This is a genomic window from Bradyrhizobium sp. BEA-2-5, assembly GCF_032918025.1.
Classification (GTDB): domain Bacteria; phylum Pseudomonadota; class Alphaproteobacteria; order Rhizobiales; family Xanthobacteraceae; genus Bradyrhizobium; species Bradyrhizobium pachyrhizi.
In genome coordinates, this window is record NZ_CP136629.1 from 8,037,112 (window position 1) to 8,061,278 (window position 24,167).

Sequence of the window (24,167 nt, forward strand, 5' to 3'; positions counted from 1 at the left end):
GGAAAGCCGCTGCGCACTTATCCGGATCATGCTTTAGCGCTTGCCTTCGATTGCGATCTCGACGAGGTACGGCCGCTGCGCTGCGACAGCCTTTGCGACTGCACCGGCAATGTCGTCGGCCTTCTCGACCCTGACCGCCTCGACGCCCATGCCGGCCGCGAGATGCACGAAGTCGAGCGCGGGGCCAGTGATATCCATGTTCTGGTAGGGATGCTGGGTGCCGGCTTCGAAGTTCTGCCGCCAGACATCCACATTGTGCTTGAGGATGCGGTACTCGCGGTTGGCCAGCACCACGAACACGATCGCAAGCTTGTGGTGCGCGGCGGTCCACAGCGCCTGGATCGCGTACATCGCCGAGCCGTTGCCGGAGATCGCAACCACCGGACGATCCGGCATCGCGACCTTGACGCCGATCGCGCCGGCGAGGCCCTGGCCGATGCCGCCGCCACGGCCGCCGAAATAATCGCCGAACCCGCGATAGTCGAAGGCGCGCGCGAGATCAAGGCTCGCGGTGATGCTTTCATCGACGATGACGACATCATCGGGCAGGCCGCGACGAAGCTCCGCGGTGACACGCGGCATCGCGGTCGGCTGCCGGTCCCAGCTTTTCTCGACGCGCGCGCGATAGGCCTCCTTCTCCTTCGCCTGCAATTCGGCCAGCGCGGCATTGCGGTTCTGCGCGGCCTGCCTGAAGTCCGCGCTGGCCTTCGCATGCACCGCTTCCGACAATGCACTGACGCTGACGGCGATGTCGCCGACGATGCCGGCATCGAGCCGGTTGTTGAGCGCGAGGCGCTCGGCCGAAGCTTCGATCTGCAGCACGGAGGCGCCGTCGGGAATGTGGCCATCGGGCGCAAACCAGATGTCCTCAAAGAACGGACCGCCGATCAGCAGCACGAGATCGGTATCGCCGAGCGCCTTGCGCACCTGCCGGGCGTCGCCCGGAAGCGACTGACGATAGTTCGGATGGCTGGTCGGGAACGGCGCGTGATGGCGGAGCCCCTCGAACCGCACGGTGGCGCCGATCACTTCCGTGAGCGCCACCAGCGCCTGCTCGCCGCCCGATCGTGCCACGTCGTCGCCGGCGATGATGGCCGGCTTCTTCGACTTCAGAAGCAGCGCGACAAGCGCTTCGATGCCGGCCGGATCGGGGCGCGTCGAGCGCCACAAATTGTCCGGCGCCAGAGCATCGACCGCGGTCTCCTGTTCCATGACGTCGATCGGCAGCGACACGAACACCGGCCCCTGCGGCGCATCGGTCGCCACCTTGAACGCGCGGCGCATGATCGGCGCGATCTCGTCGGCGCGCTCGATCTGCACGCTCCACTTGGTCACCGGCGCCGCCATCGCGACGAGGTCATGGCCGAGCAGCGGATTCTTCAGCCGCATTCGGGTATCCTGCTGACCGGCCGTCACGACCACGGGCGAACCCGCCTTCAGCGCGCCGTACAGCGAACCGATGCCGTTGCCGAGGCCGGGAGCGACGTGCAGGTTCGCGACGGTGACACGCCCCGACGCCTGCGCGTAGAAGCTGGCGGCGCTGACCGCGACACCTTCGTGCAGCGCCATGATGTATTCGAGTTGCGGAAATGCCGGCAGGCTATCGAGCAGCGGCGTTTCGGTCGTGCCGGGATTGCCGAAGATATGACGCACGCCGTGCGACACGAACGATTCCATCAGCACACGACGCCCGCGCATTCGCTCCCTCTCGATTGTTCTGATCCGTTTTGCGCATCATCGGCCGGGGAGCGCCCCGTGGCAACCGTGCGAGACGGCCAGCATCCGCGCGGCCGGCTGCGTCTTCCGCATGGCTTCAAGGCGCGGCCGCGCGCCGCATCACGGCGTCGAACCACTGGGGCAAGCGCTGTCGTGGATCGCGATAGCCGCGGGACGCGCCGACCTTGATCCTAGTTGCCGTGGAGCGCATCGCGAACGAATTGCGCGATATCAGGTCGAGGAGTGTGCTCTCCCACAAACCAGCCCCGCGACCAGCCTGCTCTTCCCAAAAGCGGCGGAATAGACGGAACCCGGAAATACGGCGCCTCCCAGAACGAGACCAGTTCGCTGCCTTGTTGTGAAACGAGCCGGAGTTCGAGCGTGCTGCTCGCGAAAGCCGTTCTGTCGATTTCGCGGTGGGACGGCGCATCCCGGTCGGCAAGCAAGCGCAGATGCGGTTCCGCAATTTGCGGTGCGTTCAGCCGAAGAGTGTCGCGCCGCTCGATTTTCGTGAGCCTCATGCATGGGTTGGGTTCGTTCGGATTTCGGTTGCGGATGGCACGCTCATCCTTGCCGGCGTCGACGCATGCCGCACTGTTCACGCGCTCGACGCTGTACCAGTCGTCACCGATCACGCCATACGCCTTCTCGAACAGGCCGAGCGCAACCATCGTTTTCGGGACATACCCGTCGATCCCCCACGTGGTGAGGAAAACCCGGGGCCGATTTTCGCGCGTGATGCTTATGCGCGGCCAGGATGCCACCTCAGCCTGACGTGCCGGCGGCGCCATCACTCTCGCTTCGACATAGGCGTAAAGGTAGCTCACGAGCGGAAGCGCGGCGACCACGGCCAGCACCAGCGCACGCCCGCGCCGACCGTTGCGCGCTGCGACGCTCGCGGCCCAGGCGAAGCCGATGATAAAGCCATAAAACGGAAGCTGGCTCAGAACAACGATCGTGTAGATGAGGCCCACCGGCTTGGCACCCTGTCTGCGGATGCCCGACCCTAGCCGGAAGTGCTTGCCGATCCGGTAACCGATTGCGTCGAGTTTCCCGGCGGCCATCGTTAATGGAGGATTGATTGCAGCTTCCGCAAGGTGCCGCAGCGACACCGGCCTTGCCTGTCCCGCGGCCGAACCAGCCAAAGAAAAGGGCCACCGTTTAGGTGGCCCTTTTGCTTATTTCTTGAGGTTGGCGGCAAACAGCTTTGCGGCTTCGGCCTTGGATTCCTGATCGGCCTTGGCGTCGTATCTGAGCGGCAGGTTGAACTTCTTGCCGAGCTCGGTGGCTTCGGGGTTCGTGAACGCGTGCACCGCGCCGGGATACTCGACGATGCGGTAATCGGCCTTCGCCGCGTCGAAATCCTTCTTCAGCGCATCGTACTGCTCGCGCTTCACGAACGGGTCGTCGGCGCCGTTCAGGATCAGGATTTTCGCCTTGACGGTGCCCGGCGCCGGTGCGGGGGTGTTGAGACCGAGCGATGCGTGGAAGCCCGCGACGGCGGCGAGATCGGCGCCGGTGCGCGCCATGTTCAGCACCACCGCCCCGCCGAAGCAGTAACCGACGGCACCGATCCGCTGCGGATTGACCGAGGCCTGCTTGGCGAGTTGCTCGCGTGCGGCGTTGAAGCGCTGCTCCATCACCTTCGGGTTCTTCATCACCGCCCCCGAGAGCGCGCCGGCATCCTTCGGGTTGTCGGCAGTCTTGGCGTCGCCGTACATATCCGCGATGAACGCCACGTAGCCCTGCTCCGCGAACTTCCGCGCTTCGCTATGGATATGCGGGGTGATGCCCCACCATTCGTGCACCATGACGATGCCGGGCCGCTTGGCCTGGGTCGCGTCGTCATAGACGACGAAGCCCTTCATCGTGGTCTCGCCGTCGGTATAGGTGACCGGCTCTTCCTTGACCGCTGCGTGTGCGCTCGCGACCATCGCGATGGCGCAGAGTGCTCCCACTATATTCGTTATGATCGTTCGCATGCTGACCTCCTGCGGGTTTGGCACGATGCGACATTGGCATACCAGCGAATCCCGCGCTAGGCATGGAAAGCGGAGCCGCTTTGCTTCGCGGGCTACGCATCATCTCTCGAGCGCACGGGCGTCCGGCCCGAGGCCGAGCGCGTCGACATTTCTGTCGGTTGCTGATCTGTGAACGACGTTGCGTCAAGGTCAGCGCGTCTCGCTCGCCGTTGCTGAGCTTGTCGCGCTATCGATGAACGCAACCGGCGTCCCCTTCGCGATACCGGACGCAACGCGCTGCGCGTCCCAGTTGGTGAGCCGGACGCAGCCATGGGACTCCGCCTTGGAGACCTTGTCGGGATCGGGGGTGCCGTGAATGCCATAGCCTTCTCCCGAGAGGTTGATCCAGACCACACCAACCGGGTTGTTCGGACCGGGCCTGATCGTGAACGGCGTCTTCGATCTGACGCCCTTGAATGCGTATTTTGGATTGTAGCGATAGGTCGGGTCCTTGTTGATCGCCGTCACCTTCAGCGTTCCGCTCGGCGTCGGCTTATCCGCGCTGCCGACTGTCGCAGGATAGAAGCCGAGCAGCTTGCCTGCTGCATCGAACGTGCTGAGCGCCTGCCGCGTCTTATCGACCTCCACACGCGCGATCGGCGGCGGCTTTCCGGCGTCGACGACGTTCGCAACCGCAATGGTCTCGCCGGCCTTGTCGAACTTCTGTCCCGGATTGAGCGCCTGAAGCAACGCCTCGCTCATGTGGAATTTTTCCGCGAGCGCTTCGCGCGGACTGGTGTAGCCCAGCGCCGGCAGGCTCTTCATGCTCTCCATCCTCGCGGGGATCCTCTTCGCGAACGGGCCCTTCACGTCGGCATCGACGATCGTGTAGCTGGCGATCGCAGGCCCGTCGCTGGCGGCGGCGAGCCTGCTCCAGAGCTCCGGCGTCACCGCCTTGTCGAAGGGCAATCCATTGGCGTCGGCAAACGCCCGGAGCGCCTTCTGCGCGTTGTCGCCCAGCTTGCCGTCGATCTCACCGGGAGAGAAATGCGCGCGGTCGAGCAGGATCTCGAGCCTGGCAACGAAGGCGTTGAGCTGACGACCGTCCGGCAACTTTGCCGGCGGCGCCGCCACGTTGTTGATCGCGGCCGCATCAAGACCCGCGGCCACCGCCGGCGCGGCCGACACGAGCAAAAGCGCAATGGCAAAGCGTGCAACGGAAAACGGTCGGAACATCGCGTATCCCAACGTGGCTACCGTAAAGCTACGGAAAGCGTCGAAGTTCCAATGCGAATAGCAGCGAAGTTCCGCGGCGGAACAGCTGATTTCGCGGCTTCGCCGCAATCGACCCGCTAAAAAGTCGTGATCCGAAGTGCATTTGCGCGCAACTCACATCACAATTCAGGTCTCACGAAGCAAATGCGATTTGTCATCGCGGCGCTTGCCGCGTTTCTTGTCTTGATGCTCGACTTTGATCGTTCGCCCGGCTCGATCAATGCCTCAACCCAAGCCCCGACATTCTCGCGCGACGCGACATCAGACGCCGTTCCGTTTGCCGCACGCTTTATCGAAAGCGCCGATGCCAGCGAGGCACCCGCTGCGACGGACGCGGACAAGACGCCCGCGCCTGCGGCGCAGCCGAGCGATGCCGCGGCCGACCCGCAGCTGTCCGCGATCGACAAATTCTGCCACAGCCTGAAGGACGCGGCGCAGGCGAGCGAAATCCCCGTGGCATTCTTCGCCCGCCTGCTCTGGCAGGAGAGCCGCTTCAAGTCCAACGAGGTCAGCCATGCCGGCGCGCAGGGCGTCGCGCAGTTCATGCCAGGGACAGCCGCCGAGGTCGGACTCGACGATCCCTTCGATCCCATGAAGGCGCTGCCGGCATCGGCAAAATTCCTGCGCAAGCTTCGCGACGATTTCGGCAATCTCGGCCTTGCTGCCGCCGCCTACAACGCAGGTCCCGGCCGCATCCAGAAATGGCTTGCCAGGGAGAGCGAGCTGCCGCGCGAGACGCGCGACTATGTCCGGATCATCACCGGCACCAAAGCCGAAGACTGGATCGAACGTACCGAGGCGCTTGCGATTCGCATCGACCTGCCGCGCGAAGCGCCGTGCGAAGGCATCGGCAGTCTCTCCAAGGCGAAGGATGTCGCCTTCGTTGCGGCGTCGCCGGCGTCCGCGGTGACGACGATCATCCGCAAGGCCGGGGCCGCGCGAGAGGCGGCAAGGTCGATCGCCGGCCGCACGCGCAAGCGGCTCGCGCTGCTGCTCAGAAAGAGTTCGCCGGGCGCGGCCCGGCTCAGCAAGGCGCGCCGGACCGTCGTCGCCGCCAGGGCAAAGCCGGCGAAGGGCCGGGCCGTTCACGTCGCCTCGCGCGCGCGTTCGTCGAGCTGAGGCCGCGTCACGACGCGTGCACCGCCGCAAGTGCGGGCCGGCCACATTTCCGCTCAGGAAACTGAGCGCACTGGTGTATGTTGCCGGTCGTTTTCAGATCGGATTGCTTGCAATTCATTTCCCAGTGGGCGTTGTCATGACGTTGATCGATGGTTTGGGTTACCTGGCTTCTGCACTTGTGTTGCTGACGTTCTGCATGAGCACGATGTTGAGCCTGCGCGCTGTCGCGATATTCAGCAATTTGGCATTCATCAGCTATGGATTGGGCGACCGGATCTACCCGGTGCTCATCCTGCATATCATTCTGCTGCCTCTGAACGTGGTGTTGCTGTTCCAGATGGTTCGGCTGCTTCGGAAAGCGAAGCGTGCCGCAGCGACGGACCTTTCTCCGAATTGGCTGCAACCGTTCATGCAGCCGAAGCATCTCAAGGCGGGAGAAACAATCTTCCGGAAGGGCGACGACGCCGACCTGCTGTACATGGTCGTATCGGGCGAGGTCAGGTTTCCCGAGATCGATCGCGGGGTATCTGCGGGTGAACTGTTCGGCGAGATCGGGCTGTTTTCGCTCGAGCGCCGCCGCACGCAAACCGCTCAAGCTGCGACCGATGTGGAGCTGCTCTGGATCAGCGACGGCGCGCTGAGGAAGCTGTGCGAGCGCAACCCGGGACTGTCGCTGTATTTCCTGCGCCTGACGGCGACGAGGATGACGGAAAACGCAGCGCGCGCAATCGCGGTCGGCGCGGCGGCGCCCAGTCCGGCGTAGAGCGCGCCGCCTCGTTTGCCGGCGTTACGGCGCGGACGACGCCGTAAGGCTCGGCAGCGGCGCAAACTGCATCTCTGCAACGGCCGAGCCGGCATATGCACTGGCGATCAGGATCATGACTCGAATGGCGACGAACATGGTGCCTCCTCAGTCTTTGTTGTTGGTCTTTCAATGCCAGAGACTTCTTTCCCGCCGGTGAGGAAAGCTGGTTGCCGCAACCTTGAAGGCATTGGTAAGCGGGCCGTTTACGCGGCCCGCGTTCATGAGTTGGGAACCGTATCGGCCGATCGGCCTCGGCGCTAAACGCGCGGTTCACCGTCACCGGGCATTGTTCGCCTCAATCAAGAAGGCGCAAGCACAATGCCGATTTTCAGGACGATCCTTGTTGTCGTATCGATTTTTCTTGCCGGTTTGTACGTCTACGACAGCTGCCACAATGATGGGCTCGCAATGCCGGTTTCGGTAAACGAAATCCTTGCACGGCGCTGGCCGGAACCGGACGCGTTTCGTCCGACGGCGGCCCCGGTGTCCGCGGCCGCCGGCACCGTGACGCCGGCCGCGCGCGTTAGGGAAACGTTTGCGATGTTCATCCCCAGGGATGCGCGACGCCATCCGATGCAGCGCAGCCTTTAGCGGCCTCGAGTCAGCCCAGCGATGCGCCGGCCTTGGCGCGGCTTATTCCGAGCGTCACGATGCGCTGCAAGAGATCCGGATAGTCCAGCCCGTCATGCCCGGCGGCCGTCGCGAACTCCTGGCTCTTGGCGATTTCGGGGTTGGGATTGGCCTCGATGAAATAGGGAACGCCATTGGTCGACAGGCGGAAGTCGATGCGCGCATAGCCATCGAGCCCCAGGGTCCGGTAGATGCGCTTCGCCAGCCGTTGAATATGGGCGGATAGTTCCGGCGTGAGATCCTCGGCCGGGCCGTCGACGATCCCGACGCGTTCCTGATAGCTGGTATCGTGCTTGACCTTTTCGGTGGCGATCTGGCGCGCAGCGGGGCCACCCATGCTGCCGAATTTCAGTTCCCACACCGGCAGCACCCGCAGCCGGTTGTTGCCGAGCACACCGACATAGAGCTCGCGTCCCTCGATGAACTGCTCGGCGATCGCGGCCGTTCCGATCCGCTCATGGATGAAGGCGACGCGCTCGGCGAGCTTCTCGTCGGTATCGACGATCGACGCCTGCGAGATACCGAGCGATCCGTCGCTGCTCAGACTCTTGACGATCAGCGGCAGCTCGAGACGCGGCGGCCGCTTGACCTTGCGGCGCATCGGAAACACCGCGAAGGCCGGCACCGGAATCCGGCGATGGTGCACCAGCGTCTTGGACAGATCCTTGCCGCGTGCCAGGATCAGGCCGCGCGGATTGCACCCGGTATAGGCGATCTTCATCAGCTCGAGATAGCTCGCGATGTGCTGGTCGTACACGACGTCGTAGTGAAACTCCTCCAGCAGCGTGAACACGACGTGCGGCTTGAAGCCCTCGATCTCGTCGCGCACCGGCTTGATTTCCTCCTGCACGCCGAGCGGACGAACCTCATGGCCGGCCGCGCGCAGGGTGCTCACGACGTCGTATTCCGTCTTCCACTCGTTGATCTCCCGCGCGCTGTATCCATCGCTGGAGTCGGGCGGCACACAGTCCGGGTGCATCAGCACCAGAATGCGAAGCTGTTTCATAGCGCGATCCATTTCCGGCGCGACGGGCCGAACAGCGCGTGCATGGTCTTGGCGGTCAGCAGAATGGTGAAGTTTGTCACGAGCTTCTGCTCGGGGCCGACGGCACGCAGATTGAGTTCGCGGCAGCGCGAGATCATGTCGTCAAGCACGGCATCGAGCGTCAACTGGTTCTCGCCCGTCCACCGCGCCACCAGCTGCCTGATCTGGGCGCGGTGCCGCCTGATGAAGGCCGCGGCCGGCGGACGCCGATAATGCCGCGGATCGGCGGAGAACAGCTTAGAAAGATCGCGGTCGTAGGTCTTCGGCGGCGTGAAAGCGTAGAATGCCTGCTTCTTCCGGTAGTGCTCGGCGAGCGTTTGCTTGAGCGTATGCAGCGGATCGACCCGTTCGCGCGTCGCGAGCTGCGGCCGCTTGCCGGCGATCTCGCCCATCAGCTCGTCGACATATTCTAGCTTCTTCAGCGCGGGCCAGCCGGCATAGCGGGTCCGCCAGTTCGAGCGCGGCCGCAGCCACACCGCGAAGGTCTCGGCGAAGTCCTCGTCCGGATGGCTCTGCGCGTACCAGAGCCGAAGGTGCTGGACATAATTGCGGCTGGCCGGATTGGGCCGGTAGTAGCGCGGGTAGTGCTGCGACGACGGACCGAACAGCTGCTGCCAGCGCCGGCGGCGCTGCAGCTGGTAGCCGTGCTGCACGGCGTGCCCCGCCTCGTGGCGGAGAATGGCCATGCACTCGGACCACGAGGCGCCCTCGACGTCGAGCATCATCTTCTTCTCGAGCTTCATCAGGCGGGGATGGGCGAGGTAGAACGGGATCGCGATGCCGGGCACATCCGCCGGGCTGAACCATTCGCTCGAGATCCATGTATGCGGCCGCAACCGGATGCCGCGCTCCTCGAGCTCCTCATAGAGCGTATTCACACAATCGGCGAGCCAAGTGCCCTCGACGGCAACCCTCAGACGGTTGAGCGGTTGCGCGAGCAACTGCTCGTCCGTCAGCTTCTCCCAGGCAAATTTGCGGCGCGGCATAAGCTTCCAAAGTCTAAAACAAATCGGACTCTGGATGGTGTCATAGGTTGCCGCCGGCAACAACCGCCGGACCTTCGCGGCGGGCCCCGGCCAATGCCGGCGTCGGGCCGGCCCGAGCGCCGGCCATGCACGGTGGACGGCGCGGCGAGCCCGATTCGCCGGCTCAAGGCGCCCGCTCATCTTGCATCCTAAGGTTTGACCCAGCGTTGCACGGCCGCGGCGGTATCGGCCGGCCTGGTGTTGAAGCAGATCGCGGCATGGGGGGCGAGCCGGTGCACCAGATTGAGAATCGTCTCGAACAGCAAGAGCCGCTCCGGCGGCTCGCGCAGCCCGGCACCAATCACGACGCAGTCGTAGCGGCGCGCGTTGAGAGCCGCCGCCGTCACGGCTTCCGCGGTATCGCCGAGGTCGATCAGGCAGCTCTCGACGTCGTAGCCGAGCGTCCGCAGGCCTTCGATCTGCGCGCCGAGATAGCTGCGCACCAGTTCGGGCGTGAACTGCGGCATGACGGACAGATCGACGAAGGTCGGGTCGAGGCCGATCGCCAGCACGGATGGCTTTGTCATGGTGGCAGTTCCCGGTCCAAAAGAATTCGTCCGAGCATGCCGCAGGTTTGAGTCGAAATCGCGGACACGACGACCCGCAGCAACCTTGTAGCCCGGGTGAGCGACGCGACACCCGGGGTCGCCCTTCGCAAAGACCCGCATGTCGCTTCGCTCATGCGGGCTACGTGGTCTCGCTCCGTCGAAATCGCGGAGCCGTCAGCGGCAGCCATGATCCTGCGCGGCACGCGCGGCGATCGCGGCGCGCCGCTTGAGGAACTCACGCTCGCGCGAATTGCCGGCCAGCGCGGCGGCGGCCTCGAACGCAGCATGCGCCTCCGCGAAACGGCTCAGCTTATGCAGCAGATCGCCGCGCACGCTCGGCAGCAGATGATAGGATTTCAGCGCCGGCTCACCCGCGAGACCGTCGACGATCGCGAGCGCGGCGAGCGGCCCCTCGGCCATGCCGATCGCAACCGCGCGGTTGAGCTCGATCACGGGAGAATCCAAGAGCGCGGCGAGGTCGCCGTAGAGCGCGGCGATGCGGTGCCAGTCGGTCGCATCAGGCGTGCCGGCCTCGGCGTGGCAGGCGGCGATCGCGGCCTGCAGCACATAGAAGCCGCCGGCGCCGCCGAGCTCGCGGGCCCGCGCCAGCGCGAGCTGCCCGCGGCGGATCTGCAGGCGATCCCACCGCGCGCGGTTCTGGTCCATCAGCAGGATCGGCTCGCCGGACGCATCGGTACGTGCCGCCATCCGCGAGGCGTTGAACTCCATCAGCGCCAGCAGCCCGTGCGCCTCCGGCTCCGATGGCGCGATCGAGGTCAGCACGCGGCCCATGCGCAGCGCCTCGTTGCAGAGCTGCGGCCGCAGCCATTCGTCGCCGCTTGCCGCGGTATAACCCTCGTTGAAGATGAGGTAGACGACCTCGAGCACGGAGGCGAGCCGCTCGGACAGTTCCTCGCCGCGCGGCGTCTCGTAGGCAAGGCCTGACTCCGACAATGTGCGCTTGGCGCGCACGATGCGCTGGGCGATGGTCGCCTCCGCCTGCAGGAAGGCGCGCGCGATCTCCTCGGTGGTGAGGCCGCAGATCATCCTGAGCGCCAGCGCGGCGCGCGCCTCCCGCGACAGGCGCGGATGGCAGGCGGTGAAGATCAGCCGCAGCAATTCGTCGCCGATATCGTCGTCGAGCGCGGAATCGAAGTCGGGCATGGTCTCCTGCTCCCGCGTCAGGTCGTGCGCAATCACGCCGTGCTTTTCGGCCAGCATGCGGTTGCGGCGCAGATGATCGAGCGCGCGGCGCTTGGCCGTCGCCATCAGCCAGGCACCGGGCTTTTCCGGCACGCCAGCGGCCGGCCAATGCTCGAGCGCGGCGACCAGCGCTTCCTGGGTCAGGTCCTCGGCGAGCGGCACATCACGCAGCATCCGCGACAGGCTGGTGATCAGCCGCGGCTGCTCGATGCGCCACACACCGAGGATGGTGCGCTTGACGTCGTCGACCGTCATGGCGGCCACCGGCATCCGGCTGAGGAGGCCATCAGCACTCCATGAAGGGGCGAACCTCGCATGACAATTCCCAGTCCGGCATGTGGTCGAGATGAAGCTGCATGAACTCGACGCCGCGCGCCACCGCCTCCTCCTTGTCCTTCAGCTCGAAGATGGCGTAGCCGCCGACTACCTCCTTGGCTTCCATGAAGGGACCGTCGGTGACGGTGAGCTTGCGATCCTTGATCCGCACCTCCGCGCCCGCCGTGCGCGGCAGCAGCGCGCCGGTATCGAGCATCCGGCCGGCCGCGATCTCGCGTTCGGCCAGCTTCCGGATCGCCTCCCTCAACGCGGGATTCGGCAGCATCGGCTTCTCGGCCACCAGGACATACATGAAGCGCATCGCTTGTCCTCCGCTTACGCACCGCACTGGCCGGCGAAACCTGCAAAGGCGCGAACCTCGCAGGTGCCTTCCCAGCCCGGCATGTGAACCTTGTGCAGCTGCATGAACTCGACCGCGAGCGCGATCGCTTCCTCCTTGCTGTGGACGTCCGAGATCGCGTAGCCGCCGATCACTTCCTTGGCCTCGACGAAGGGACCGTCGACCACGCTGAGCTCACCGCCGACCAGGCGGACCTGCGCGCCGGTGGCGAGCGGCATCAGGCCGGCATTGTCGATCATGCGGCCGGCCTTGATCTCGCGGTCGGCGAGCTTGTGCATGGCCTCCAGCAGCTCCGGGGTCGGCTGCTGCGGCGGCTGGGACGAGGTAACGATCGACATAAAGCGCATGAATTGCTCCTGTTTCAGGCAAGCCGCGGGACGGTCGCGGTGAAAAATCGGCTCGCTATGGAGGACGACGATCCGGGGCGGCCCGGATCGACAGGGGCAAGGGAATTATTTTGGAGCTGTGAGGGTGCAGATCGAAAGCCGAGACGGCTCCACCCCGATCGTCGTCCCTGCGAAAGCTAGGGACCCATAACCACAGGGGTGAGTTGCCGAAACGAGCTGTGGCCACAGCGTTGCAACCAACCTGCATGGTGGCTATGGGTCCCTGCTTTCGCAGGGGCGACAGCGGTTTTGTGGCCCGGCCAACGGACCCGCCACGTCGCTCCGGATATGTGTGAGCAGCGACCTACTGTTCACGCAGCATGATCAGGGGATCGGCGGTGTCGGGGACGCGCCGCCACTGCGCGTGGTCGTCGGCCTCGAACTGCCAGGCCTGGCCCTTGGCCGACATCAGGATCATCTGGCCGTGATCGAGCCGCCACATGGTCGGGTTGAAGGCCGCGACCGCGGGATCGCATTTGCCTTTCAGGAACACCTGGAAATTGTTGTTGCCGGCGTCGGTGTTGGTCAGCGTCAGCCCGCAGACCGGCTGACCGTTGCCGCGCACCATCGACCAGTCGCCGATCATCTGGTCCATCGACTTGGCCATCGAACGCGCGGCAGCGAGATCCTGCAGGATGTAGACGCCCTCGCCCTGGTGCGCATCCCTTCGAAGATGCCGGTCTCGACTTCGGTGAAATCGATCACGGTCTCGCCGGCGGCATTGTGCAGCCGCACGATGTCGCCGAGGCCCTTGATGCTCCAGCCGGTGATGTCCTTGGTGAAGGGCAGCGCGGCCGCGCAGGCCGGCTCCAGCTCCAGCTTGAAGCCCTGCGCCGCCGCATCGCTCTTGAGCGTGACGACGCAGGTCTTGCTGCGCTCGGTGGTCGAGAGTTCCCACTGTCCGATCATGTCCTTCTTCAACGTCGTGACGTCCTGCGCCGCCACCGGACCGCACGCGGCCAGCAGCAGACACAGCACGGCGTTGAGGCGGGACAACGACATCAGCGCCCCTTGACCGGCGTTTCCGCAACCGGCGTCAGCGGCGCCTTGCCGGCAAACCAGGCCTTGAGATTGTCGACCACGAGCTGGTCCATCGCGTTGCGCGTCACCACCGAGGCCGAACCGATATGCGGCAGCAGCACGACGTTCTGCATGGTCTTGAGCTCGTCCGGCACGTTCGGCTCGGCCGCGAACACGTCGAGGCCGGCGGCGAGGATGGTGCCTGATTTCAGCGCCTGGATCAGCGCCGGCTCGTCCACCACCGAGCCGCGCGCGACGTTGACCAGCACACCGCGCGGACCGAGCGCCTTCAGCACCTCGGCATTGATCATCTTGTTCGTGGCGGCGCCACCGGGCACGATCACCATCAGCGTGTCCACCGCCTTCGCCATCTCGAGCAGGTCAGGGTAGTGCTTGTAGGAGACGTCCTTGGACGGATTGCGCGAGTGGTAGACCACCGACACCAGCGAGGCGTCGAGCCGGCGCGCGATGGCCTGGCCGATCCGGCCCATGCCGACGATGCCGACCTTGCGGTCGCGCAACGAGCCGACGCTGAGCGGATAGTTCTGCGTCTGCCAGAGGCCGGAGCGGACATAGCGGTCGGCCTTGATGAACTCGCGCAAGGTGGCGATCAGAAGGCCCATCGCGACGTCGGCGACCTCCTCGGTCAGCACGTCGGGCGTGTTGGTGACGACGATATTGTGATCGCGCGCATAGGCGGAATCGACGTGGTCGTAGCCGACGCCGAAGCTGCCGACGATCTCGAGCTTCGGAAACAGCGCCAGCGCGGTCTTGTCGGTCGCCATCGTATGATAGGTGACGGCGATGCCGCGGATCTTGGCCAGCGTATCGGGCGTCAGCCGCTCGAGGTCGCCGCGGCTCTCGGCGCGGTGCAGCACGTATTGATCGGGAAAGCCGTTTTCGAGGATTGGCCGGATCGGTCCATAGATCAACAGATCGATCTTTTCGGAAGAAATCGGGGCCATCAACTGTCCTTTCCTAACGCGCTTTCATGCCAACGTCGCAGCAACAAATGGGAAACTAGCGCCAGCACCCCATAGATGACAATCCCGGCCAGCGACAGCAGAAGCAGCGCCGCGAACATGCGGGGTATGTTCAAGCGATAGCCGGACTCCGCGATCCTGTAGGCGAGGCCGGAGCCGGCGCCGGCAGTTCCCGCCGCGATCTCGGCCACGACCGCGCCGATCAGCGACAGCCCGCCGGCGATGCGCAGACCGCCGAGGATATAGGGCAGCGCCGCGGGCAGCTTCAGGAACAGCAGCGTCTGCAGCTGTGAGGCGCCATAAAGTTGAAACAATCCGGCGAGGTTGCGATCCACCGAATTGAGGCCGAGCGTCGTGTTCGACAGCACCGGAAAGAACGCCACGATCCAGGCGCAGACCACGACCGCGGTCTGCTGCTCCAGATAGATCAGCAGCAGCGGCGCGATTGCGATGACGGGCGTCACCTGCAGGACCACGGCATAGGGGAACAGCGAATATTCGACCCATTTCGACTGGTTGAACAGCAGCGCCAGCGCGATGCCGCCGATGCTCGCCGCGAGGAACCCCTCGAGCGTGGTCAGCAGCGTGGTGGCGAGCGATTGTGACAGGATAGGCCAGTCCGCAACCAGTGTCTTCAGCACCAACAGCGGGCTCGGCAGCACATAGGGCTGGATGCCATAGCCGCGGACGATGGCTTCCCAGAGCACGAGGCCAGCGGCAAACACCGCGACCGGAAGCAGAAAACGGACGAGGTCTTGCGGAGACTTCATGCGCCCGCCTGCCCCGCATAGGATGGCGCCAGTGCATTGGAGACCTCGCGGCAGAACGCGGCATATTCAGCCGAGGTGCGGAACTCCTCACCGCGCGGTTCCGGCGAGCTGATGCGAAACTCCGCGCCGATCCGGCCCGGGCGGGCGGTCATCACGATCACACGCTCGGAAAGATAGACGGACTCGAACACCGAATGGGTGACGAAGATGACGGTCTTGCGAAGGCGGCGCCACAGGGCGAGCAGATCGTTGTTGAGGCGGAAGCGCGTGATCTCGTCGAGGGCTGCGAACGGCTCGTCCATCAGGAGGATCTCGGGGTCGGTGACGAGCGCGCGCGCCAGCGACACCCGCATCTTCATGCCGCCGGAGAGCTCGCGCGGATAGGCATCGGCGAAATCGGCGAGCCCGACCTGATCCAGCGCCGCATCGATGCGGGCGTCGGCGTCGGTCGCAGGCAGCCGGGCGAGCTTCAGCGGCAGGCGAACATTGTCGCGCACGGTAGCCCACGGCATCAGGGTCGGCTCCTGAAATACGAAGCCGATGCGGTGGCTGCCGCGCTGCTCGGCGCCATGATGCGAGACCTCGACCGTGCCGGCGCTTGGCGTGGCGAGACCTGCAATGAGACGCAGCGCAGTGGACTTGCCGCAACCGGAGGGCCCGAGCAGCGAGACGAACTCGCCTCGCCGCACATCGAGGTCGAGCGGCCCGAGCGCCCTCACGCCACTGTCATAGGTCTTGCTGACGCCGCGCAGGCGCACGGCCGACGCTGCATCAGATCCAGACAACGCAGGTCCCGCCATCGTCCGTCCGCACCCGTCAGTTCTTCGGCCGGAGTTCGGCGCCGACCGCCTTGTTGACGAAGCGCAGCGTGTAGCCCTGGCGATAGTCGATGCCGCTCTTGACCACGCCGGCCCGCACCATCTTGTCGAAGAAGCTCGCCATCCGCTCGTCGCTCATCGCGCCGATGCCGTTCTTCAAGCTGTCGCCGGAATCGACGATGCCGTGTTCCTTCATCTTGGCGACGGAATAGGCAAGCAGATCGTCGGTCATCTCCGGATTGAGCTGCTTGATCAGGGCATTGCCGGCGGAATTGTCGCGGTAGATGTAATTGTACCAGCCGATCATGGAGGCATCGACGAAGCGCTGGACCAGATCGGGCTTCTTCTCGACGATGTCGCGGCGCGTCTCGATCAGGGTCGAATAGGTGTTGAAGCCGTAATCGGCGAGCAGCAGCACGTTGGGCTTGAAGCCCGCGGCCTTCTCCACCGCGAAGGGCTCGGAGGTGACGTAACCCTGCATCGCGCTCTGCTTGTTCACGATGAAGGGCTGCGGGTTGAAGGTATAGGGCTTCACCTTGTTCTCGTCGAAGCCGTATTCGGACTTCAGCCATTGGAAATAGCTGCCCATGCCCTCCTTGGAGACGAACAGCGTCAGCGGCTTGAGATCCTCGATCTTCGTGACCTTGGCGTCGGGATGCGTCAGCATCACCTGCGGATCCTTCTGGAAGATCGCGGCGATGGCGACCAGCGGCACGTTGTTGGCGACGGCGTCGAACGACATCAGCGTGTTCGCGGCCATGAAGAAATCGATCTTGCCGGCGATCAGCAGCATGCGGTTGTTCTCGTTGGGACCGCCGGGGACGATGGTGACGTCGAGCCCGTATTTCTTGTAGGTGCCGTCGGCAACCGCCTGGAAGAAGCCGCCATGCTCGGCCTCGGCGACCCAGTTGGTGCCGAAGGTGACCTTGTCGAAGGTCTTGTCCGAGCTCTGCGCCCGCGCCGGGGCAAGCGCCGCGGCAACGCAAAGCGTGGCGGTCAGAAGGCTTGTGGTTAACGCTCGCAGCAAAAAGGCCGGGATCATGGTTGGACTCCGTCGATCATTATGGCCCATGATGGAAGGCGGGAAGACGTGGACCGCGCCCGGAGACGCGAACCCGTTATGATGTTAAACAAACTAGCCTGCAAATCCATCCCGTGAAACGCTTGTATTGAAACGACCGGCTTGATGACTTCTCAGCTTCCGCCCCGCGACTGGACCGCCATCCACTGGCCCGATATGGCCAAGGATACGGCCGCGCGCTGGATCGCGGTGCTGCCGCTGGCGGCGACCGAGCAGCACGGTCCGCATCTGCCGCTCGGAACCGACGTCATGATCGGCGAGGCCTATCTTTCGCGGGTGCGAGAGTTGCTGCCGGCGACCGCCCCCGCCACGTTCCTGCCGTTGCAGCCGGTTGGCATCTCAACCGAGCACATCGATTTTCCGGGTACCTTGACCTTGCCGACCGACGTGGCGCTGAAGAGCTGGATGGCGCTCGGCGAGAGCGTGGCGCGCGCCGGCGTCAGGAAGCTCGTGATCGTGACCAGCCATGGCGGCAATTCCGCCGCGATGCAGCTGGTTGCGCAGGATCTGCGCGCGCACCATCAGATGCTGGTGGTGACCACGAGCTGGTCGCGCTTCGGCGCGCCCGACGGACTGTTCGACGCCGGCGAAGTGCGCCACGGCATTCACGGCGGCGCGGTCGAGACCTCGATCATGCTGGCGAAATATCCACACGCCGTGCGCAAGGACGCGATCGCGGACTTCAAGCCGGCAAGCGTGCAGATCGAGAAGGATCACCGCTTTCTGTCGACGCAGCGGCCGGCGCCATTCGCCTGGCAGGCGCAGGACCTCAATCCGAGTGGTGCGATCGGCGATGCGACCCAGGCCTCGGCCGAGAAGGGTGAGAAGCTGATCGAGCACGGCGCGCACGCGTTCTGCGAGCTGCTCGCCGACGTCGACAGGTTCGATCCCAGCGTGTTTCGCGGCCACTGACCGAGAGCGTTTTCAAGCGAAGCGGGAACCGGTTCGCGTGAAGAAAACGCGTCGGGATCAGAACTGCTTCGTCCGGGCAGACGCGACGAAACAATTCGCGAAACCATATTTCCGCCCCGATCTTCGAACCGGAACCGGACAGCCTCCGTCCAACGGGCATGCGGACCACACCGGCGCCGCCCCACACAGGATGGAGTATTCCATGTCGATCAAGACCAAGCTCGCCGCCCTCGCCCTCACCGCGCTCGCCGTGACCGGCACCATCGCGTCCACGACGTCGCAGGCTGAGGCGAAGCCCTACGGCTGGGGCTGGGGCGTTGGCGCAGGTCTCGTCGGCGCCGCCGTCGTCAGCAGCGCGATCGCGGCCAGCGACGGCTATTACTACGGCGGCGGCTATCGGCGCTGCGGCTGGGTGCGCCAGTTCGACGCCTACGGCAATTACATCGGCCGCGTGCGCAGCTGCTACTACTGATCGACACAATTCTTAAGGTTGCGGATCCTGTGTTCGGCACGGGTCCTCATCCACCCCGTGTCGCAACCGACCCGTCCGGCCATCCCCCCGGGCGGGTCAATTCTTGAACACGTCCATCACAGATACTTCGCGACCAGCCTGAAATCGCGCAGCACGGCACGGCCCTTCGGCCCCGATGCCTTCAGCGTCTCCTCCAGGCTGTGACCGATGTGATCGTGGATCAGCGCCTTCTTGGCGCTCTCGATCGCGCTCTCCACCGCCTGCAATTGCTGGGCGATCTGCGCACAGGGCCGGCCCTGCTCGATCATCTCGACGATGGTGTCGAGATGGCCGTTGGCGCGCTTCAGGCGCCGGGCGATCGCAGCGTGTGGATGGTCGTCGGACATCTGGGTCTCCTATCCTCCCCGGAGGATAATCATGATCCTCCCCGGAGGATAGCGGAATCGGCTTGACAGGCCATTGTCGCCGGCGTAGTGCCCCATGGACCGGAACGTTCGTTCCGCGCCGGGGGTTCTATCTCCGGAGACAAGTCGATCCACGAGCCAGCACAGAAGGCACATGGGCAGTAGCAACTCAGGCGACAGTAGTCCGGCGATGCCGGGACTGGTGACGCCGCAACACAGCAAGACTGATCGCGCAGATCTCGCCTGCGTGGACGGGTGGTCGCGCCCAAGCTGACCACTGCTCCTCACCGGCCTGCCGCGACCAGCGGAAGTGGAGGTGAGCGATGTTCGAAAAGCTCGCAAAATTCCGGCAAGCAAGCCCGCGGCGCGTTGTCGAGCCGCGGCGCATGCCGCCGCCGGCTGCCATTCATTGCAATGACAACCTGCCGGGCTTTCGCCGCCTGGCGGGCCGCCGCCGGCGTCCAACCCCGGCCTGTCATTGGGTCCTGATCGACGGCCGCCTGGAATGCCGGTGGACCATCGACGACACCGGCGGCGATCTCGATCAGCAGCGACGCGCGGGCCAGCGTTTCGGCCCGCGCGCAACAGCCACGCGCCACGCCGCGGCAAAGCCGCGGCTGTGCGCTTAGGCCGACCGTGAGGGCGGGCTTGATAACGACGGTGCTGCCGCTCCCTCTCCCCGTTCTTACGGGGGGAGGGTTGGGTGAGGGGCCGCCTCCGCGCACACGGTGATAGCTGAGTTCGCGGAAGCCCCCCGCACCCGGATCGCATCTGACCATGCGATCCGACCTCTAAGAGCGAGCTTCGCTCGTCTCGACCCCGCACGCGGGGCGAGGTGAAGCGGCGCCCGCTGCTCGGTCGGAAGTAGTCGTCTTGGTTTAGGAGGCCGACATGGACGAAGGACCTAGTTGCCCCGTTGCGCAGCATTCAGGCGCGGCAACGGGATTCTCGATCTGCATCACATCTGGAAATGCCGCTGCTCACGGTAGCGGAGACGTGCGCGCCTGACGACGCCCGCGTCCCTCCCGCCGTGCCGAAAGGCGGCGAGGAGACGCGAAATGACCGAAAGCAAGACCACACAAACCGCCATTCTCGATAGCGCGCATGCCGGCGACATCCACGGCGCGCTCGGCAGCATCGCTCGCGACGACACCGCGCCGCGCGCGACCTTGCTGGCCCGGCTGAAGACACTGCTGGCGATCGTCGGCCCCGGCCTGATCGTGATGGTCGGCGACAACGACGCCGGCGCGTTCGGCACCTATACCCAGGCCGGACAGAATTACGGCACCACGCTGCTGTGGACGCTGCTGCTGCTGATCCCCGTGCTGTACGTCAACCAGGAGATGGTAGTGCGGCTCGGCGCGGTCACCGGGGTCGGCCATGCGCGGCTGATCTTCGAGCGCTTCGGCAAGTTCTGGGGCGCCTTCAGCGTCATCGACCTCTTGGTATTGAACGCGCTGACCATCGTCACCGAGTTCATCGGCATCACGCTCGCGCTTCATTTCCTCGGCGTCTCGCGGTTCTGGGGCGTGTTGGCCTCGGCTGCTATCGTGATGCTGGCGGTCTCGACCGGCAACTTCCGCCGCTTCGAACGCTTCGGCATCGTGCTGGTCGCCGGTAGCCTGCCGCTGGTGCCCGTGATCCTGATGGCGCATCCGCCGATCGGGCAGATCGCCTCCGACTTCTTCGTGCCGAAGATGCCGCAGGACGCCAAGCTCAGCGAGGTGATGCTCTTGATCGTCGCCATCGTCGGCACCACGGTGGCGCCGTGGCAATTGTTCTTCCAGCAGAGCTACATCGTCGACAAGCGGATCACGCCGCGTTTCATCCGCTATGAGCGGCTGGATCTGTGCATCGGCATCGTGCTGGTGGTAGTCGGTGCCGTCGCGATGATCTCGTTCTGCGCGGCAGTGTTCGCAGGAAAGCCCGAATTCGGCAATTACACCGACGCGCTGGGGACCGCGGTCGGCCTCGAGACATATGCCGGCCGGCTGCCGGCGGTGCTGTTCGCCCTTGCGCTGCTCGATGCCTGCATCATCGGTGCTGCGGCGGTCTCCCTCGCGACCGCCTATGCGATCGGCGACGTGTTCGCGGTCAAGCACTCGCTGCACCGCAAGCCGTGGGACGCGAAGGGCTTCTACAGCGTCTATTGCGGCCTGATCGTGCTCGCGGCGGTGCTGGTGCTGACGCCGGGCACGCCGCTCGGACTATTGACCAACGCGGTGCAGACGCTGGCCGGCGTGCTGCTGCCGAGCGCGACCGTGTTCCTGCTGCTGCTGTGCAACGACCGCCACATCCTCGGGCCCTGGGTCAATTCCGTCAGGCTGAACCTGTTCACCGGCGCGGTAGTCGCGGGGCTGGTGATGCTGTCGGTGATCCTGACCGCCGCGGTGCTGTTCCCCGATCTCGGCGAGACGTGGATCATCGGCATCCTGATCGGCGGCAGCGTGCTTGCGCTCGCGATCACGGCGGCCGTCAAGCTGTACGAGTTGTCGTCGCGCCGCAACGCGTCGTTCCGCTTCAAACGCAAGCCCTCGCTGGTCGACCCCGACAGCTGGCGGATGCCGCCGCTCGACCGGCTGCCACCGGCGCGGCTCAGCCCGCTGAGCCGGATCTGGATGATCGTGCTGCGCGGCTATCTCGTCGTCGCCGCCGGCCTCGTGCTGCTGCGGATCGTCCAGCTCGCCACGGTGGGAGCGTGACCGCGCGCAGTCGCGGCCGGCGATGGAGCGCGATCGTGCTGCTCAGGCTGGCGAGCGCCATCCTGCGCGGCGCGGCCGCGCTCCACCGGAACCGCACTATCTCAAACGCCGGGCTGCGGACGGCGCTGTCGATGGCGCGATGTATCGAACGGGCCGGCGCGCGGGTCGTGCTCGGCAGGGCATCGCAGCCGGCATTCATCAACACAAAGCACGAGGACAATGGCGGCATCGATTGAACGGTCGGGTCGCGACCGGTTTGCCACGGACACGCGGCCGATCGCCGCCGACGTGGCCTGCCGCCTCGCGCTGTTACGTGACTGTCACGGTGGCGTGCAAATCGGAACGGTATCGGGCGCGCCTCAGTTGCTATTGCGAATGATTTGCAATAAGAAGCAGGGGATGCTAGGTGCTGATCTGGCTTTGGATGGGACGACACAGATCGGACCGGGGACGGCGGGCGATGATTTCAAATCTCGGGTGGCAAGCGGCCACCAAATCTGCAGTGATGCCGGGCGAAACCGCCACTCGTTCGCGGAAAGCCGCGTCATGACCTGCGTCCGCCTCTTCCGGGTCCAGATCGCCGCCGGCGCAGCGCTCGGTGCGGCAACCTTCGGCGCGCCGGCGACCGCGGCCGATCTGGCGCTCAAATCCCCCGCCGCCAGGGCGGTCTACAGCTGGACCGGGTTCTATGTGGGCGCCCATGTCGGCTATGGCGACGGCACGCTGGGTCCCGGCACCAACCCGATCCTGGAACAGGGCGTGTTCTTTCCGCCCACCATCACCGGCGGGATCGGCGGCTTCCAGGTCGGATACAACAAGGAATTCGCCAACCGCTTCGTGCTCGGCGTCGAGGCGGATGCGACCTTCACCGGCCCGACCGACCTGCCGCGGCGAGTGCTCGGTCCCTTCAATTCGTCGATCGACTATGTCGGCACGCTGCGCGGCCGCGCCGGCTACTCTTTCGGTACCTGGATGCCTTACGTGACCGGCGGCTTCGCCTGGGGCCACAGCCAGGTTCGGATCAACGACGCCGCGGGCGAGGTGATCTCGGAGCCCGGCCAGTACCAGACCGGCTGGACCGTCGGCGCCGGCGCCGAATTTGCGGTGAGCGGCAATTGGACCGCCAAGGTCGAATACGACTATGTCGACCTGTCGCGCCGCACGCTCGGCCTCAATGATTTCGGCATGCCCGGCGTCAGCATCGACCCGCGTATTCATTTGCTGAAATTCGGCCTCAACTATCAGTTCGGCGACTCGCCATGGTCGGCGACGCCGACGCGCACCGCGCTGCCTGAATCGAGCGACTGGAGCGTGCACGGCCAGACGACGCTGCTGCCGCAGACCTATCCGTCCTTCCGTTCGCCCTATGCCGGCACCAACAGCCTTCCCGGCGCGGGGCAGTTGCAGCAGACATGGACGACCACGGCCTTCCTCGGCGCGCGGCTGTGGGATGGCGGCGAGTTCTATTTCAATCCCGAGCTCGCGCAGGGCTTCGGCATCAACGGCACGCTCGGCCTCGCCGGCTTCTCCAACGGCGAGGCGCAGAAGGCTGGCGCGCCATTCCCGAAAATCCGCGCGCAACGCTACTATCTCAGGCAGACCTTTGGCCTCGGCGGCGAGCAGGAGGAAGTGCCCGACGCTCCGAACCAGCTTGCCGGCAAGCGTGATGTCGACCGGGTCACTCTGATCGTCGGCCGCTTCGCCGTCGGCGATTTCTTCGACGGCAATGCCTACGCCAAGGACCCGCGCGCCGACTTCATGAACTGGGCGATGTGGTCGTCGGCCGCCTACGACTTCCCCGCCGATTTGCCCGGCTACACCCGTGGCGCCGTGGTCGAGCTCAACCGCAAGGACTGGGCGGTGCGCGCCGGGCTGTTCCAGGTCCCCGATGCGCCCAACAGCGACGTGCTGGTCTTCAAGACCGGCGGCGCCGTCGTCGAGTTTGAAGAGCGCCATTCGATCTTCGACCAACCCGGCAAGCTGCGCGTCGGCGTGTTCGGCAACCGCGGCAACACCGGCAATTATCGCCAGGCGCTCGCCATCGAGGATGCCAATCCGGGGCTCGACATCAACGACGTGATGGCCGGCATCCGCAAGGACAATCTGAAATACGGCTTCTATCTGAACGGCGAGCAGCAGATCGTCAAGGACGTCGGGCTGTTCGCGCGCGCAAGCTGGAATGACGGCCAGAACCAGATCCTGTCCTTCACCGACATCGACCGCAGCGTATCGGGCGGCCTGTCGATCAAGGGCAGCCATTGGGGGCGGCCGGACGATACGATCGGCATCGGCGGCGCCGTCAACGGGCTTTCCGACGCGCATCGCGACTTTCTTGCCGCCGGCGGCACCGGCCTGCTGATCGGCGACGGCGCGCTGAACTACAGCCCGGAGCGAATCTTCGAGACCTACTACGCCTATCAGGTGAACAAGAACCTGACGCTGACCGCGGACTATCAGTTCATCACCAACCCCGCCTACAACGCCGACCGCGGCCCGGTGCACATCTTCTCCGGCCGCATCCACGGCGAGTTCTGAACGCGCCATCTTCCAACGTCGTCCCGGCGAAAGCCGGGACGACAGCAAATTTGCCGCGCCGTTCTTCTCAATGATGTCTCG

Annotated in this window: 24 protein-coding genes and 1 pseudogene; 9 read left to right on the top strand and 16 right to left on the bottom strand. The window is 65.2% G+C overall.

Annotation, left to right across the window (positions count from 1 at the left end):
- Positions 1-33: 33 nt before the first annotated feature.
- From RX327_RS37530 to RX327_RS37545, 4 genes are all read right to left on the bottom strand, one after another.
- Positions 34-1,698 carry a thiamine pyrophosphate-binding protein gene (locus tag RX327_RS37530; RefSeq protein WP_317248898.1) on the bottom strand — a complete coding sequence of 555 codons (1,665 nt, stop codon included), beginning with the start codon at positions 1,696-1,698 and terminating at the stop codon, positions 34-36.
- Positions 1,699-1,907: 209 nt separating this feature from the next.
- The gene (locus tag RX327_RS37535) at positions 1,908-2,828 is read right to left on the bottom strand and encodes a hypothetical protein (protein ID WP_317248899.1); all 921 of its coding nucleotides are present in this window, start codon (positions 2,826-2,828) and stop codon (positions 1,908-1,910) included.
- A gap of 66 nt (positions 2,829-2,894) precedes the next feature.
- Positions 2,895-3,698 carry a dienelactone hydrolase family protein gene (locus tag RX327_RS37540; RefSeq protein ID WP_244481664.1) on the bottom strand — a complete coding sequence of 268 codons (804 nt, stop codon included), beginning with the start codon at positions 3,696-3,698 and terminating at the stop codon, positions 2,895-2,897.
- Between the two features lie 189 nt (positions 3,699-3,887).
- Entirely contained in the window at positions 3,888-4,913 is a 1,026-nt protein-coding gene (locus RX327_RS37545; RefSeq protein WP_317248900.1) for a L,D-transpeptidase family protein, read from the bottom strand.
- A 183-nt stretch (positions 4,914-5,096) separates the two neighbouring features.
- On the opposite strand from RX327_RS37545, the gene RX327_RS37550 reads away from it, so the two are divergent.
- The 3 genes from RX327_RS37550 (at position 5,097) to RX327_RS37560 (ending at position 7,467) form a co-directional block, all read left to right on the top strand.
- Positions 5,097-6,071: a lytic transglycosylase domain-containing protein gene (locus RX327_RS37550; protein WP_317248901.1), complete on the top strand. Its 975-nt coding sequence runs from the start codon at positions 5,097-5,099 to the stop codon at positions 6,069-6,071.
- A 136-nt stretch (positions 6,072-6,207) separates the two neighbouring features.
- Positions 6,208-6,834 (top strand): Crp/Fnr family transcriptional regulator, encoded by a 627-nt coding sequence (locus RX327_RS37555; RefSeq protein WP_157342401.1) that lies wholly within the window; start codon positions 6,208-6,210, stop codon positions 6,832-6,834.
- 360 nt (positions 6,835-7,194) lie between these two features.
- Positions 7,195-7,467 carry a hypothetical protein gene (locus RX327_RS37560; RefSeq protein WP_050382453.1) on the top strand — a complete coding sequence of 91 codons (273 nt, stop codon included), beginning with the start codon at positions 7,195-7,197 and terminating at the stop codon, positions 7,465-7,467.
- Between the two features lie 10 nt (positions 7,468-7,477).
- Here the strand turns inward: RX327_RS37560 and RX327_RS37565 are convergent, their stop codons facing one another.
- The 11 genes and pseudogenes from RX327_RS37565 to RX327_RS37615 all read right to left on the bottom strand — a co-directional run bounded on the left by RX327_RS37565 (position 7,478) and on the right by RX327_RS37615 (position 17,022).
- Entirely contained in the window at positions 7,478-8,512 is a 1,035-nt protein-coding gene (locus RX327_RS37565) for an ATP-grasp domain-containing protein (RefSeq protein WP_050382451.1), read from the bottom strand.
- Positions 8,509-9,537 carry a putative zinc-binding metallopeptidase gene (locus RX327_RS37570; protein ID WP_028337591.1) on the bottom strand — a complete coding sequence of 343 codons (1,029 nt, stop codon included), beginning with the start codon at positions 9,535-9,537 and terminating at the stop codon, positions 8,509-8,511. Before RX327_RS37570 ends, RX327_RS37565 begins: the two co-directional genes overlap by 4 nt.
- A 188-nt stretch (positions 9,538-9,725) precedes the next feature.
- Complete coding sequence (locus RX327_RS37575; RefSeq protein WP_050382449.1) at positions 9,726-10,103, bottom strand: hypothetical protein; 378 nt, start codon at positions 10,101-10,103, stop codon at positions 9,726-9,728.
- Positions 10,104-10,298: 195 nt separating this feature from the next.
- Positions 10,299-11,582: an RNA polymerase sigma factor gene (locus tag RX327_RS37580; protein ID WP_050382700.1), complete on the bottom strand. Its 1,284-nt coding sequence runs from the start codon at positions 11,580-11,582 to the stop codon at positions 10,299-10,301.
- Positions 11,583-11,613: 31 nt separating this feature from the next.
- Positions 11,614-11,964 carry a YciI family protein gene (locus RX327_RS37585; protein WP_050382448.1) on the bottom strand — a complete coding sequence of 117 codons (351 nt, stop codon included), beginning with the start codon at positions 11,962-11,964 and terminating at the stop codon, positions 11,614-11,616.
- Between the two features lie 14 nt (positions 11,965-11,978).
- Positions 11,979-12,350 (bottom strand): YciI family protein, encoded by a 372-nt coding sequence (locus tag RX327_RS37590; protein WP_028337595.1) that lies wholly within the window; start codon positions 12,348-12,350, stop codon positions 11,979-11,981.
- A gap of 343 nt (positions 12,351-12,693) precedes the next feature.
- Positions 12,694-13,391 (bottom strand): annotated as a pseudogene (locus RX327_RS37595) (AprI/Inh family metalloprotease inhibitor).
- Positions 13,391-14,374, bottom strand: a complete 984-nt coding sequence (locus RX327_RS37600) for a 2-hydroxyacid dehydrogenase (protein WP_317248902.1) — start codon at positions 14,372-14,374, stop codon at positions 13,391-13,393. The pseudogene RX327_RS37595 and the gene RX327_RS37600 overlap by 1 nt, the downstream one beginning before the upstream one ends.
- Positions 14,374-15,162: an ABC transporter permease gene (locus RX327_RS37605; RefSeq protein ID WP_317248903.1), complete on the bottom strand. Its 789-nt coding sequence runs from the start codon at positions 15,160-15,162 to the stop codon at positions 14,374-14,376. Before RX327_RS37605 ends, RX327_RS37600 begins: the two co-directional genes overlap by 1 nt.
- Complete coding sequence (locus RX327_RS37610) at positions 15,159-15,962, bottom strand: ABC transporter ATP-binding protein (protein WP_410712127.1); 804 nt, start codon at positions 15,960-15,962, stop codon at positions 15,159-15,161. Before RX327_RS37610 ends, RX327_RS37605 begins: the two co-directional genes overlap by 4 nt.
- Positions 15,963-15,978: 16 nt before the next feature.
- Positions 15,979-17,022 (bottom strand): ABC transporter substrate-binding protein, encoded by a 1,044-nt coding sequence (locus tag RX327_RS37615; protein ID WP_317248905.1) that lies wholly within the window; start codon positions 17,020-17,022, stop codon positions 15,979-15,981.
- A 144-nt stretch (positions 17,023-17,166) separates the two neighbouring features.
- On the opposite strand from RX327_RS37615, the gene RX327_RS37620 reads away from it, so the two are divergent.
- A complete protein-coding gene (locus RX327_RS37620; RefSeq protein ID WP_317248906.1) occupies positions 17,167-17,973 on the top strand; it encodes a creatininase family protein in 807 nt (268 codons plus the stop codon).
- Positions 17,974-18,175: 202 nt separating this feature from the next.
- Complete coding sequence (locus tag RX327_RS37625) at positions 18,176-18,445, top strand: hypothetical protein (protein WP_050382698.1); 270 nt, start codon at positions 18,176-18,178, stop codon at positions 18,443-18,445.
- A 116-nt stretch (positions 18,446-18,561) separates the two neighbouring features.
- On the opposite strand, the gene RX327_RS37630 is transcribed toward RX327_RS37625, so the two are convergent.
- The gene (locus RX327_RS37630; RefSeq protein ID WP_016840607.1) at positions 18,562-18,831 is read right to left on the bottom strand and encodes a metal-sensing transcriptional repressor; all 270 of its coding nucleotides are present in this window, start codon (positions 18,829-18,831) and stop codon (positions 18,562-18,564) included.
- Positions 18,832-19,172: 341 nt separating this feature from the next.
- On the opposite strand from RX327_RS37630, the gene RX327_RS37635 reads away from it, so the two are divergent.
- From RX327_RS37635 to RX327_RS37650, 4 genes are all read left to right on the top strand, one after another.
- Positions 19,173-19,478: a hypothetical protein gene (locus RX327_RS37635; protein ID WP_050382425.1), complete on the top strand. Its 306-nt coding sequence runs from the start codon at positions 19,173-19,175 to the stop codon at positions 19,476-19,478.
- Between the two features lie 429 nt (positions 19,479-19,907).
- A complete protein-coding gene (locus RX327_RS37640; protein WP_317248907.1) occupies positions 19,908-21,551 on the top strand; it encodes an NRAMP family divalent metal transporter in 1,644 nt (547 codons plus the stop codon).
- Positions 21,552-21,586: 35 nt separating this feature from the next.
- Entirely contained in the window at positions 21,587-21,787 is a 201-nt protein-coding gene (locus tag RX327_RS37645) for a hypothetical protein (RefSeq protein ID WP_050382422.1), read from the top strand.
- Positions 21,788-22,097: 310 nt separating this feature from the next.
- Complete coding sequence (locus RX327_RS37650) at positions 22,098-24,086, top strand: carbohydrate porin (RefSeq protein ID WP_317248908.1); 1,989 nt, start codon at positions 22,098-22,100, stop codon at positions 24,084-24,086.
- Positions 24,087-24,167 lie beyond the last annotated feature (81 nt).